This is a genomic window from Streptomyces sp. NPDC101219 (assembly GCF_044767675.1).
In the GTDB taxonomy this organism is placed as follows: Bacteria; Actinomycetota; Actinomycetes; order Streptomycetales; family Streptomycetaceae; genus Streptomyces.
In genome coordinates this window covers 508102-519718 of the sequence record NZ_JBIWOK010000003.1, presented here as the reverse complement: position 1 = coordinate 519718, position 11617 = coordinate 508102, and the positions used below count along the sequence as shown (strand labels likewise).

The following is an 11617-nucleotide window of genomic DNA, read 5'->3' as shown; positions in this document are numbered from 1 at the left end:
CAGTCCCCGTAGCCCTCGGCGGCCCGCTTCTCGCGCAGCTCCATGATGGCCCGGCGGCGGGCGAGGCGGTGCGTGCGGCGGATCTGGGCCTCCTGGCAGCGCTGCACCTGACCGCGGGACCACGGCCCGGAGTGGGCCCCGGCTCAGTCCCCGTAGCCCTCGGCGGCCCGCTTCTCGCGCAGCTCCATGATGGCCCGGCGGCGGGCGAGGCGGTGCGTGCGGCGGATCTGGGCCTCCTGGTAGCGGCGCTTGTCCCGCTCGCTCTCCGGCAGCACCGGCGGCACGCGGCGCGGCCTGCCGTCGGCGTCGACGGCCGCGAAGACCAGGTAGGCCGAGCCGACCTGGGTGGCGGGGGCGGACTCGTTCCAGCGTTCCGCCAGCACCCGCACGCCGACCTCCATCGAGGTCCGGCCGGTCCAGTTGACCTGGGCCTTCACATGGACCAGGTCGCCGACCCGGACCGGCTCGAGGAACACCATCTCGTCCATCGACGCGGTGACCGCGGGCCCTCCGGAGTGCCGCCCGGCGACCGCCCCCGCCGCGTCGTCGACCAGCTTCATGATGACGCCGCCGTGCACCGTCCCCAGCAGGTTGGTGTCGTTGTGGGTCATGATGTGGCTGAGCGTCGTACGGGACGCGGACGTGGGCTTGCCCGGGATGTCCGGGCTGTCCGTCTGCGGGGCGGGGGCCTGGTCTGTCATGGCCTCCACCTTATGGGAGGCGACATCCGGGGAATTTGTGTCAGCTTCGCAACAGCGCTGACCTTATTTTCCGACGACCCTGTATGGCACGGCGTCCGGACCTGCACACTGTTGCGCATGACTGATTGGCCCGACGCACGGCCCGACGACCACCGCGGCAGCCGCTACGGCCGCGGCAGCGCGAGCGCACAGCCCGAAGGCGCCCGCGTGATGCGGCAGGTCCGGCGCGGCCCGACGGCCCCGCCGGCACACGGCGGTTACGGCTCCGTGCCGCCGCAGCCGTCCTACGTCGACGGCCACGGTCACGGCGGCTACGACGACGGTTACGGCAGCGACTACAACACCGGCCAGGTCTACGGCCGGCCCTCCGGACCGGGCGGTCCGGGCGGCCCGGGAGGTGACGGCCGCTATCCGCAGCGCCCCGCCCCCGACTGGCGCCGGCGCATCAAGCTGACGGCCATCACCGTGGTCACTGTGCTGATTGTCACCATGGTCGGCACGTACTTCTGGGCCGACTCCAAGCTGAACCGCGAGGTCGACCTGTCCAAGGTGATCGAGCGGCCGGAGAAGGGCGCCGGCACCAACTACCTCATCGTCGGCTCCGACAGCCGGGCCGGACTGACCGCCGAGCAGAAGAAGAAGCTGCGCACCGGATCCGCCGAGGGCAAGCGCACCGACTCGATGATGATCCTGCACACCGGCGACAACGGGCCCACGCTGATCTCGCTGCCCCGGGACTCCAACGTGGAGATCCCCTCGTTCAAGGGCTCCGACTCGGGCAAGACGTACCCGGGCACCGGCCGGCAGGTGAAGCTCAACGCCGCCTACGCCGAGGACGGGCCCGAACTGCTGGTGCGCACGGTGGAGTTCAACACCGGTCTGCACATCGACCACTACGTCGAGATCGGCTTCGCCGGCTTCGCGAACATCGTGGACGCGGTCGGCGGCGTCGAGATGGACATCCCGCAGGACATCAAGGACACCAAGTCCGGCGCCGACCTGAAGAAGGGCAAGCAGACGCTGGACGGGCAGCAGGCCCTCGCCTTCGTCCGCACCCGGTACGCGCTCGCGGGCTCGGACCTGGACCGCACCAAGAACCAGCAGAAGTTCCTCTCCGCCCTGGCGAGCCAGGTGGCCACGCCCAGCACGGTGCTCAACCCGTTCAAGCTGTACCCGACCATGGGTGCCGGACTGGACTCGCTGATCGTCGACAAGGAGATGGGCCTGTTCGACCTCGCGGACATGTTCTGGGCGATGAAGGGCGTCAGCGGCGGCGACGGCACGTCGATGAACATGCCCGTCGCGGGCTCCACGGGCGGCAACCTGCTCTGGGACAAGGCGAAGGTCAAGCAGCTGGTGAACGAGCTGAACAACGACGAGAAGGTCACCGTCAAGGGCAACTGACGGCGCGTCGACGGCCGAGGGGCACCCCGCGCGTGCGGGGTGCCCCTCGGCGGTCGCGGCGGGCGGTGTCACATCGTGGCGCCGGCCATCGCGCGGCAGGAGTCGGCGCAGCGGCGACACGCCTCGGCGCAGCGCATCATCTGTTCGTCGTCCGGCATGCTCATACACGCCTCCGCGCACATGTCGCAGGCCGTGGCGCACATCGCGCACATCTCGGTGGCGAGCGGCGAGCGGCGCATCATCATGTCGGCGCACAGCCGGGTCGTCTCGGCGCAGTCCATGAGCGCGCGCATGATCTCGACGGGGGCGTCGCCGCCCATCTGCAGGCAGTGGCTCATGGTCTGTTCGCACATGCCGTGGCAGGTCATGCACGCGTCGATGCAGTCCTGCATCTCCTGGCTCATCGGGGTGGCGGCGTGGGATTGCTGCGTCATGGTTCCTCCCGGGACTCCGGCGAGGGCCGGGGGTCGGCCCCCGCCCCTCCGTCCTACGCCCCTCGTCCCATGACCACCACAGGAACGGCGGAATTGTCCGTTCCGCCCGCCCGCGCGCGGACGCGCCGAGCGGAGGCGTCTGCTTGGAAGCGCCGGCACCGGCAAGAAGAGATGAGGCGCGCCGGCCGGACCGGCGCGACGCCAGGGGGAGACCCGTCGCACGGCACAGGGGAGGGCACCCATGACCGCACACACGGAGCGGAAGAGACTGCGCAGACGCCTGGAGCGGCTTCTCGGCATCGCCGCCACCGAGGGGAACGAACTGGTCCCGTTGCGCAACGGCGACCGGATCTTCCCCGAGATGCTGGCGGCCGTCCGCGCCGCCGAGCACACCGTCGACATGATGACGTTCGTGTACTGGCGGGGCGACATCGCGCGGGAGTTCGCCGACGCCCTGGCCGAACGGGCCCGCGCGGGTGTGCGGGTACGGCTGCTGCTGGACGGCTTCGGCGCCAAGGAGATCGAGCCGGAGCTGCTGGCGGCGATGGAGCGGGCGGGCGTGCAGGTGGCCTGGTTCCGCAAGCCCACGCGGCTGTCACCGATGCGGCAGAACCACCGCTGCCACCGCAAGGTGCTGGTCACCGACGAGCACACCGCGTTCACCGGGGGCGTCGGCATCGCCCAGGAGTGGTGCGGCGACGCCCGCGGCCCGGGCGAGTGGCGCGACACCCACGTACGGGTCAGGGGGCCCGCCGTGGACGGGATAGCCGCGGCCTTCGCCCAGAACTGGGCCGAGTGCCACGACGACCTGTACGACGACCGCGACCGCTTCACCGACCAGGAGCAGCCGGGCACCGCGACGGTCCAGGTGGTGCGCGGTTCGGCGAGTTTCGGCTGGCAGGACATGCAGACGCTGCTGCGCGTGGTGATCACCTCGGCGCGGGAACGCTTCCGGCTGTCGACGGCCTACTTCGCGCCCGACCCCTACTTCATCGGCCTGCTGTGCGCCGCCGCCCGCCGGGGGGTGCGGGTGGAGATCCTGCTGCCCGGCCCGCACACCGACCAGCGCGCCTGCCTGCTGGCCGGGCGGCAGCACTACGCGGCCCTGGCCGAGGCGGGCGTGGAGGTGCGGGAGTACCAGCCGACGATGCTCCACACGAAGATCATCACGGTGGACGGGGTGTGCTCCCTGATCGGCTCCACCAACTTCAACCGGCGCTCCCTGGAGCATGACGAGGAGGTCATGCTGGCCGTCCTCGACGAGGACTTCACCGCGCGGCTCGACGCCGACTTCGACGCCGACCGCGAGCTGAGCGAGCCGATCGACCCGGGCCGCTGGCGGCACCGCCCCCTGCCCGCGCGTCTGGCCGAGGCCGCGGTCACCCCGATCCGGCGTTTCCTGTGAGCCGGAGGCGATGAGTGTCCCCGCCCCGGGGAGTCCTCCCCCTGTCACCAATTTTTCCGGTCAGTGGGAGAGACAGTGCCGCAACTGCTGAGAGTGCAGAACTTCAACGTGTCGAGCGACGGGATCGGCGCGGGCGAGGACCAGAGCCTGGAGCGTCCCTTCGGGCATGTGGACCCCGGTCGGCTCTTCGCCTGGGCCGGCGCGACCGCGAGCTGGCCGAACCGCACCGAGCCCGGCGGGACCCGGGGCATCGACGACTACTTCACCCGTGATTTCGCGAACAACATCGGCGCGGAGATCATGGGGCGCAACAAGTTCGGGCCCCAGCGCGGGCCCTGGCAGGACCACACGTGGCAGGGCTGGTGGGGGGACGAGCCCCCGTTCCACACCCCGGTGTTCGTCCTGACCCACCATCCGCGGCCGTCGATCAGACTGTCCGACACCACGTTCCACTTCGTCGACGGCGCCCCGGAGGAGGTCCTGGAGCTGGCACGTCAGGCGGCCGGCGGCAAGGACGTCCGGCTCGGCGGCGGGGTCACCACCGTGCGGCAGTTCCTCGACGCCGGTCTCGTCGACACCCTGCACGTGGCGGTCTCCCCGATGGAGCTGGGCTCCGGGCTGCGGCTGTGGGACTCCCCCGACGACCTGCTCGACCGGTATCACCTGGAGGTCGTGCCCAGCCCGAGCGGTGTGGCGCACCACCTGTTCTGGCGCAGGTGATGCGCCCGCCGCGGGCCCGGACGGCAGTGGGGGGTGCCCGTCGCCAGGGCACCCCCATCCGTCCGTCTCCGCCGCGGTTACGGCAGGTTGCGGGCCATCACGATCCGCTGGACCTGGTTCGTGCCTTCATAAATCTGCGTGATCTTCGCATCCCGCATCATCCGCTCGACCGGGTAGTCGCGGGTGTAGCCGTAGCCGCCGAGGAGCTGGACGGCGTCCGTGGTGACCTCCATGGCGACGTCGGACGCGAAGCACTTGGCGGCGGCGCCCTGGAAGGTCAGGTCGCTGTCGCCGCGCTCGGACTTGGCCGCGGCGGCGTAGGTGAGCTGGCGGGCGGCCTCGATCTTCATGGCCATGTCGGCGAGCATGAACTGGATGCCCTGGAAGTCGGCGATCGGCTTGCCGAACTGCTTGCGCTCCTGGACGTAGCCCTTGGCGTAGTCGAGGGCGCCCTGGGCGATGCCGAGGGCCTGGGCCGCGATCGTGATGCGGGTGTGGTCCAGGGTCTTCATCGCCGTGGCGAAGCCGGTGCCCTCCTCGCCGATCATGCGGTCGGCGGGGATGCGGACGTTGTCCAGGTAGACCTCGCGGGTGGGCGAGCCCTTGATGCCCAGCTTCTTCTCCGGCGCGCCGAAGGAGACGCCCTCGTCGGACTTCTCCACCACGAAGGCGGAGATGCCCTTGGAGCGCTTGGCGGGGTCGGTGACCGCCATGACGGTGTAGTACTCGGAGACGCCCGCGTTGGTGATCCAGCGCTTGACGCCGTTGAGGACGTAGTGGTCGCCGTCGCGGACCGCCTTGGTCTTCATGCCGGCGGCGTCGGAGCCGGCGTCCGGCTCGGAGAGGCAGTACGAGAACATCGCGTCGCCCTTGGCGAGCGGGGTCATGTACCGCTTCTTGAGGTCCTCGGAGCCGGAGAGCAGCACCGGCAGCGAGCCCAGCTTGTTGACGGCCGGGATGAGGGAGGAGGAGGCGCAGGCGCGGGCGACCTCCTCGATGACGATCACGGTGGCGAGCGCGTCGGCACCGGCACCGCCGTACTGCTCGGGCACGTGGACGGCGTGCAGGTCGTTCGCGACCAGCGCGTCGAGTGCCTCCTGCGGGAAGCGTGCCTCCTCGTCCACCGCGGCGGCGTGCGGCGAGATCTTCGCCTCGGCCAGGGAGCGGACGGCGTCGCGGAGCATGTCGTGCTCTTCGGACGGGCGGTACAGGTCGAAGTCAGCCGATCCGGCCAAGGTCTCTCACGCTCCAAAAACGCTGCGATACTGGCGCTAACTACTGTTAAGTAACACCAATTTTAGAGCTCCGCCCGTGGTCGTGGATAGGTGAGCTTGACGACAGCGCCCCCGCCGCCCGTCGCTGACCTCCCGCGGGGCCCGGATATGCTCGGGCGCGCACTGTGCCGTATACCCCTGGAGCACCCATGGCCCTCAAGATCACCGTGATCGGGACCGGTTATCTCGGCGCGACCCACGCGGCGGCCATGGCGGACCTCGGCTTCGAGGTGCTGGGTCTCGACGTCGTGCCGGAGAAGATCGACAAGCTGCGGCGCGGCGAGGTCCCGATGTACGAGCCGGGGCTGGAGGAACTGCTGCGCCGGCACGTCGCCGGGATCGAGGGTTCCAGCGGGCGTCTGCGGTTCACGATGGACTGGGCCGAGGTCGGCGAGTTCGGCGACGTCCACTTCGTCTGCGTGAACACGCCGCAGCGGCACGGCGAGTACGCCTGCGACATGTCGTACGTGGACTCCGCGATCGCGTCCCTCGCCCCGCATCTGAAGGGCCCCGCCCTGGTCGTCGGCAAGTCGACGGTGCCGGTGGGCTCCGCGGACCGGCTGGCCGCCTACCTGGCCGAGCACGCCCCGGCCGGCGCGGACGCCGAGCTGGCGTGGAATCCGGAGTTCCTGCGCGAGGGCTTCGCGGTGCGGGACACGCTGCACCCGGACCGGATCGTGGTGGGCGTGCGCAGCGAGCGGGCCGAGAAGCTGCTGCGGGAGGTGTACGCGGGCCCCGTCGAGGAGGGGTCGCCGTTCGTGGTGACCGACTTCCCGACCGCGGAGCTGGTGAAGACGTCCGCGAACTCCTTCCTGGCGACGAAGATCTCCTTCATCAACGCCATGGCGGAGGTGTGCGAGACCGCCGGCGGCGACGTCGCCAAGCTGGCGGAGGCCATCGGCTACGACGACCGTATCGGGGCGAAGTTCCTGCGGGCCGGGATCGGCTTCGGCGGCGGCTGCCTGCCGAAGGACATCCGGGCGTTCATGGCACGCGCCGGTGAGCTGGGCGCGGACCAGGCGCTGACGTTCCTGCGGGAGATCGACTCCATCAACATGCGCCAGCGCGGCCGCATGGTGGAGCTGACCCGGCAGGCGCTGGGCGGCGGGCCGTTCCTCGGCAAGCGGGTGGCGGTGCTGGGGGCGACGTTCAAGCCGGACTCGGACGACGTGCGGGACTCGCCCGCGCTGAACGTCGCCGGGCAGATCCACCTCCAGGGCGGCCAGGTCACGGTGTACGACCCCAAGGGCATGGACAACGCCCGGACCGTCTTCCCCACCCTGGGCTACGCCGACTCGGCGCTGGAGGCGGTGCACGGTGCCGACGCGGTCCTGCACCTGACGGAGTGGCGGGAGTTCCGCGAGCTGGATCCGGCGGCGCTGGGCGAGGTGGCCGCGGAGCGGCTGATCCTGGACGGGCGCAACGCGCTCGACGCCGAGGTGTGGCGGCGGGCCGGCTGGCGTTACCGCGCGATGGGGCGGCCCACCGCCTGAGACGACGAAGGACGCCGGTTCGGCCGAGGCTCAGTCGGCCGAACCGGCGTCCTGTTGCATTCTGCACCACGCGGCCCCGCCCGGGTGTGGTCACGGCCACTCCGGACGCCCTTCGTCGTGCCCGCGCGCCCCGCGTCCGGGCCCCCGGCACCACTCTGAGCGCTCTCGTCGTGCCCGCGCGCCCCGCGTCCGGGCCCCCGGCACCACTCTGGGCGCTCTCGTCGTGCCCGCGCGCTCCGCGTCCGGGCCGTCGGGCTTCCGCTACCGCGACTCCTTCGCCCGGTAGCGGCGCATCTTGGCGCGGGCCCCGCACACCTGCATCGAGCACCAGCGGCCCCGTCCGGCGGGGCTGCGGTCGTAGTACGCCCAGTGGCAGGTGACGGCCTCGCAGGCCTTCAGGCGGTCCCAGGTGCCCGCGGTGACCGCTTCCGCGACGGCGGCGGCGACCCGGGAGAGCAGGGGGGCGGCGTCGAGGGGGGCGAGCGCGGCGGAACCGTCCGCCGGGTCGACGGTGACGACCAGCGGGGCGTCGGCGAGCAGGTCGCCGAGCGGGGTCACCGGGCGGTGCGGCGGATGGCCGGCGTGGGCGAGCAGGGCGACGCGCAGCGACTCGCGCAGTTCCCGGGCGGCGGGGACGTCGTCGCCGGTCAGTCCGAAGGGCGCGCGCCCGTCCGCCGTGTCGAGGGCGTCGGCGCCCGACTCCAGATCCACGGTGTTGACCAGGGCCTGGATCAGCGCCAACCCACCGGGCGGGGCCGCTCTCTCACTCATGCGTGGACGGTACCTCTCGTTCTCCCCTTGCGAGGTTACCGGCAATACGGGAGCATGCAGTAACCGTTACCGGTTACTCGCTTCTTGAGGTAACAACCGAGGAGGAATCATGTCCGTTGCCAAGGTGGGCGCCGTCGTCCTGGACTGTCCGGACCCGCGCGCCCTGGCCGGTTTCTACGCCGACGTGGTCGGCGGCACCCCCGACGGCGAGGGCGACTGGGTGCAGGTCCAGGTGCCCGGCGGCCCGCTCCTCGCCTTCCAGCGCGCCCCGGGGCACGTGCCGCCGCGGTGGCCCGCGCCCGACCACTCGCAGCAGTTCCACCTCGACCTGGAGGTCGAGGACCTGGACACCGCCGAGAAGGAGGTGCTGGGGCTGGGCGCCCGCCCGCTGGACACCGAGGACCGCACGCGGACCTTCCGGGTTTACGCGGACCCGGCGGGGCACCCGTTCTGCCTCTGCGCCTGCTGACCCAGGGAGGACCCATGGCCGCCGTGGCGCGTCTGCGCTCCGTCGTCGTCGACTGCCCCGACCCCCGTGAGCTGGCCCGCTTCTACGCGGCCGTCGGGGGCGGCGTCCCCGAGGAACAGGACGCGGACTGGGTGGTGCTCCAGATCCCCGCCGGGCCGCGGCTCGCCTTCCAGCGGGCCGAGGGGTACGCCCCGCCGGACTGGCCGAGCGCCGATCACGACTCGCAGCAGTTCCACCTCGACTTCGACGCCGGGGGCACCTGGGCGGAGGTCGACGAGGCGGAGGGCAAGGTGCTGGCGCTCGGCGCGCGGGTGCTGGACCGGGAGGACGACGAGAAGAAGGGCTTCCGGGTGTACGCCGACCCGGCCGGGCACCCGTTCTGTCTGTGCCGGGTCGAGCAGCCGTAGCCGCGGCCTACGGGCGGCCCGGCGCTAGCGGCCCGTCCCGTCGAGGCCCGCGAGAGTGGCCCTCGACGGGGGCCGCCGGTGCCGGGCCGCGCGGGCGGTGAAGTCCGCGCCGCGCAGCACCCGCTGGACGTTGCCCCAGGTCAGCAGGCCCACCTCGGGCTCCGACCAGCCGCGCCGGAGCAGCTCCGCGACCAGCTTCGGGTAGCCGGAGGTGTCGGGGAGCTCCTGCGGGTGCGCGGCGCCGGTGTCGTAGGTGCCGGAGAGGCCGACGCACTCGGGCCCGGCCGTCCTGCGGACGTGGTCGAGATGGTCGGCGACGTCCCGGACGGTCGGGCCCGTCTGCTCGGCGGTCAGCGGCACCAGGCACAGCCCGCCGGCCGCGCCCACCTCGGCGAGCAGGTCGTCGGGCAGGTTCGCGGGGTGGGGGCGCAGGGCGCGCGCGGCGGAGCGGCTGAAGAGCACGGGCGCCCGGGAGACGTCCAGGACCCGGCGGACCGTCCGCGCCGAGGCGTCGGTGAGGTCCGGCAGCACCCCGAGCCGGTTCATCTCCCGCACCACCTCCTCGCCGAAGCGCGTCAGCCCGGCGGGACCCGCCCAGGAGGTGCCGTGCAGGGAGAGCACCCGCAGCCCGAGGCCGTGCAGGGCGCGCAGCACCCCCAGCGAGTCACCCATCGCCGGGGCGCCGACGGGCCCGAACAGCACGGCGATCCGGCCGCGGTTGCGGGCGTCGGCGATCTCCCCGGCGGTGCGGGCCGGCAGGAGCCCCTCGTCGTGCGCGGCGACCACCGACCGGGCCAGGTCCAGCTGGTCCAGGGCGGCGACCACCGCGCGCCCGTCGTCGCCGTCGTCGGGCAGCCGCAGCGACCAGAACACCGCGCCGACCCGGCCGTCGCGCAGCCGCGGCAGGTCCGCCTCGACGGCCCGGTACCCGAGGTCGAGGTCGTACCAGGGGAGGTCGCGCAGCACCCACGGCAGTCCGCTGTAGCCGTCGGCGACCGGATGGACGGCGAGGAGGGCGCGGGCCCGGGACAGCGGGCTGTCGTCCGGCGCGGACAGGGGAAGGCCGGGATCCGGGGGGACGACGACCACCTCGTCGAGGACGGACTCGGCCGGCTCGCCGGGACGGCCGACCTCGGTGGCGGGGTGCAGCTCGTCCTGGAGATCGGCCATAACGGGCTCCGTACTCGTGACCTCGGTGTGCGATCGCCGTGGCCGACCGCGTGTCCGTGTGCGCGCAACACGGTCACCGTGGCACGCCGCCCCGGGAGAGTGCCTGGTGGGCGGGGCGTTCGAGGTACGGGCCGGGGGCCCGGCGCCGTGCGCCGCGCCCCCGTGGAGGTGCCCGGGGACCGTCAGCCGTCGAGGGACGCGAGCGTGGCGTTCGACGGGGCGCGGGTGGTGCGCAGGCCGCGGGCCACGTCCTCCGCCGCGCCCAGCACCCGTACCGCGTTCTGCCAGGTCAGCTTGGCCAGGTCGGCGCGGGACCAGCCGCGGTCCAGCAGTTCCGCGAGGAGGTTGGGATAGCCGGAGACGTCGTCCAGACCGTCGGGGGTGAAGGCGGTGCCGTCGTAGTCGCCGCCGATGCCCAGGTGGTCGACGCCGGCGACCTCGCGCATGTGGTCCAGGTGGTCCGCCACCGTGGCCGTGGTGGCGACCGGGCGGGGGTGGCGCTCCTCGAAGGCGCGGTGCACCTTCATCGCCTCGGGGGTGGTGTCGAGGTGGTGGAAGCCGTGGGCCCGCATGTTCTCGTCGGCCGCGGCCGTCCAGTCGACGGCGGCCTGGAGCACGAACTTCGGCACGAACGTCACCATCGCGACGCCGCCGTTGGCGGGCAGCCGCTCCAGGACGTCGTCCGGGATGTTGCGCGGGTGGTCGCAGACCGCGCGGGCGGAGGAGTGCGAGAAGATCACCGGCGCGGAGGTGGCGTCCAGCGCATCCCGCATCGTCGTGGCGGCGACGTGGGAGAGGTCGACCAGCATGCCGAGCCGGTTCATCTCCCGTACGACCTCGCGGCCGAACGCGGTCAGGCCGCCCGCCCGGGGCTCGTCGGTCGCCGAGTCGGCCCAGTCCACGTTGTAGTTGTGGGTGAGCGTCAGGTAGCGCACGCCGAGGTCGTACAACCCCCGCAGGGTGCCCAGGGAGTTGGCGATCGAGTGCCCGCCCTCCGCGCCCATCAGGGAGGCGATGCGGCCGTCGGCCCGGGCCGCCTCCATGTCGGCGGCGGTCAGCGCGGGCGCCAGGTCCTTGGGGTGACGGTCCAGCAACTGCCGTACGCAGTCGATCTGTTCGAGCGTGGCGGGCACGGGGTCCGGCTGGTCCGCGCGGACGTACACCGACCAGAACTGCGCGCCGACGCCGCCCGCCCGCAGCCGGGGGATGTCGGTGTGCAGATGGGCGGACTGGTCACCGGCGATGTCGCGGGCGTCGAGGTCGTAGCGGACCTGCTCGCGCAGCGCCCACGGTAGGTCGTTGTGTCCGTCGACCACGGGGAACTCGGCCAGCAGCGCGCGGGCGTCGTCGAGGGACGTCATGGCACCCA

Annotated in this window: 12 protein-coding genes and 1 pseudogene; 6 read left to right on the top strand and 7 right to left on the bottom strand. The window is 72.4% G+C overall.

Annotation, left to right across the window (positions count from 1 at the left end; translation table 11 throughout):
• Positions 1–95, bottom strand: a pseudogene (locus tag ACIRPP_RS08530) (acyl-CoA thioesterase); the annotation flags it as partial.
• Between the two features lie 48 nt (positions 96–143).
• On the bottom strand, positions 144–701 hold the full coding sequence (locus ACIRPP_RS08525; protein ID WP_403639097.1) for an acyl-CoA thioesterase: 558 nt from the start codon (positions 699–701) through the stop codon (positions 144–146).
• A 117-nt stretch (positions 702–818) separates the two neighbouring features.
• Between ACIRPP_RS08525 and ACIRPP_RS08520 the strand changes: the two genes are divergently transcribed.
• Positions 819–2105, top strand: coding sequence for an LCP family protein (locus ACIRPP_RS08520; protein ID WP_403639095.1), 1287 nt, complete (start codon positions 819–821; stop codon positions 2103–2105).
• Between the two features lie 68 nt (positions 2106–2173).
• On the opposite strand, the gene ACIRPP_RS08515 is transcribed toward ACIRPP_RS08520, so the two are convergent.
• A complete protein-coding gene (locus ACIRPP_RS08515) occupies positions 2174–2539 on the bottom strand; it encodes a four-helix bundle copper-binding protein (RefSeq protein ID WP_403639093.1) in 366 nt (121 codons plus the stop codon).
• Between the two features lie 241 nt (positions 2540–2780).
• Between ACIRPP_RS08515 and ACIRPP_RS08510 the strand changes: the two genes are divergently transcribed.
• Together ACIRPP_RS08510 and ACIRPP_RS08505 are read left to right on the top strand one after the other, a co-directional pair.
• On the top strand, positions 2781–3944 hold the full coding sequence (locus ACIRPP_RS08510; protein WP_403639091.1) for a phosphatidylserine/phosphatidylglycerophosphate/cardiolipin synthase family protein: 1164 nt from the start codon (positions 2781–2783) through the stop codon (positions 3942–3944).
• Positions 3945–4019: 75 nt separating this feature from the next.
• Positions 4020–4664 carry a dihydrofolate reductase family protein gene (locus ACIRPP_RS08505; RefSeq protein ID WP_403639189.1) on the top strand — a complete coding sequence of 215 codons (645 nt, stop codon included), beginning with the start codon at positions 4020–4022 and terminating at the stop codon, positions 4662–4664.
• Between the two features lie 77 nt (positions 4665–4741).
• On the opposite strand, the gene ACIRPP_RS08500 is transcribed toward ACIRPP_RS08505, so the two are convergent.
• Positions 4742–5899, bottom strand: coding sequence for an acyl-CoA dehydrogenase (locus ACIRPP_RS08500; protein ID WP_403639089.1), 1158 nt, complete (start codon positions 5897–5899; stop codon positions 4742–4744).
• Between the two features lie 188 nt (positions 5900–6087).
• Here ACIRPP_RS08500 and ACIRPP_RS08495 point away from each other — a divergent pair, with 188 nt between their 5' ends.
• Positions 6088–7431 (top strand): UDP-glucose dehydrogenase family protein, encoded by a 1344-nt coding sequence (locus ACIRPP_RS08495; protein WP_403639087.1) that lies wholly within the window; start codon positions 6088–6090, stop codon positions 7429–7431.
• Positions 7432–7692: 261 nt separating this feature from the next.
• Here ACIRPP_RS08495 and ACIRPP_RS08490 read toward each other — a convergent pair whose 3' ends face one another.
• Positions 7693–8202, bottom strand: coding sequence for a CGNR zinc finger domain-containing protein (locus ACIRPP_RS08490; protein WP_403639085.1), 510 nt, complete (start codon positions 8200–8202; stop codon positions 7693–7695).
• Between the two features lie 109 nt (positions 8203–8311).
• On the opposite strand from ACIRPP_RS08490, the gene ACIRPP_RS08485 reads away from it, so the two are divergent.
• Both ACIRPP_RS08485 and ACIRPP_RS08480 read left to right on the top strand, forming a co-directional pair.
• Complete coding sequence (locus tag ACIRPP_RS08485) at positions 8312–8671, top strand: VOC family protein (protein ID WP_403639083.1); 360 nt, start codon at positions 8312–8314, stop codon at positions 8669–8671.
• Between the two features lie 14 nt (positions 8672–8685).
• Complete coding sequence (locus tag ACIRPP_RS08480) at positions 8686–9078, top strand: VOC family protein (protein WP_164351252.1); 393 nt, start codon at positions 8686–8688, stop codon at positions 9076–9078.
• Positions 9079–9102: 24 nt separating this feature from the next.
• Here the strand turns inward: ACIRPP_RS08480 and ACIRPP_RS08475 are convergent, their stop codons facing one another.
• Positions 9103–10248 (bottom strand): dipeptidase, encoded by a 1146-nt coding sequence (locus ACIRPP_RS08475; RefSeq protein WP_403639081.1) that lies wholly within the window; start codon positions 10246–10248, stop codon positions 9103–9105.
• Positions 10249–10430: 182 nt separating this feature from the next.
• Positions 10431–11609: a dipeptidase gene (locus ACIRPP_RS08470; protein ID WP_403639079.1), complete on the bottom strand. Its 1179-nt coding sequence runs from the start codon at positions 11607–11609 to the stop codon at positions 10431–10433.
• Positions 11610–11617 lie beyond the last annotated feature (8 nt).

Excerpts from the sequence above, each read along its gene's own strand:
- ACIRPP_RS08485 (WP_403639083.1), top strand. The coding sequence starts at position 8,312 with ATGTCCGTTGCCAAGGTGGGCGCCGTCGTCCTGGACTGTCCGGACCCG.
- ACIRPP_RS08510 (WP_403639091.1), top strand. The coding sequence starts at position 2,781 with ATGACCGCACACACGGAGCGGAAGAGACTGCGCAGACGCCTGGAGCGG.
- ACIRPP_RS08515 (WP_403639093.1), bottom strand. The coding sequence starts at position 2,539 with ATGACGCAGCAATCCCACGCCGCCACCCCGATGAGCCAGGAGATGCAG.
- ACIRPP_RS08495 (WP_403639087.1), top strand. The coding sequence starts at position 6,088 with ATGGCCCTCAAGATCACCGTGATCGGGACCGGTTATCTCGGCGCGACC.
- ACIRPP_RS08475 (WP_403639081.1), bottom strand. The coding sequence starts at position 10,248 with ATGGCCGATCTCCAGGACGAGCTGCACCCCGCCACCGAGGTCGGCCGT.
- ACIRPP_RS08525 (WP_403639097.1), bottom strand. The coding sequence starts at position 701 with ATGACAGACCAGGCCCCCGCCCCGCAGACGGACAGCCCGGACATCCCG.
- ACIRPP_RS08470 (WP_403639079.1), bottom strand. The coding sequence starts at position 11,609 with ATGACGTCCCTCGACGACGCCCGCGCGCTGCTGGCCGAGTTCCCCGTG.
- ACIRPP_RS08480 (WP_164351252.1), top strand. The coding sequence starts at position 8,686 with ATGGCCGCCGTGGCGCGTCTGCGCTCCGTCGTCGTCGACTGCCCCGAC.
- ACIRPP_RS08490 (WP_403639085.1), bottom strand. The coding sequence starts at position 8,202 with ATGAGTGAGAGAGCGGCCCCGCCCGGTGGGTTGGCGCTGATCCAGGCC.
- ACIRPP_RS08520 (WP_403639095.1), top strand. The coding sequence starts at position 819 with ATGACTGATTGGCCCGACGCACGGCCCGACGACCACCGCGGCAGCCGC.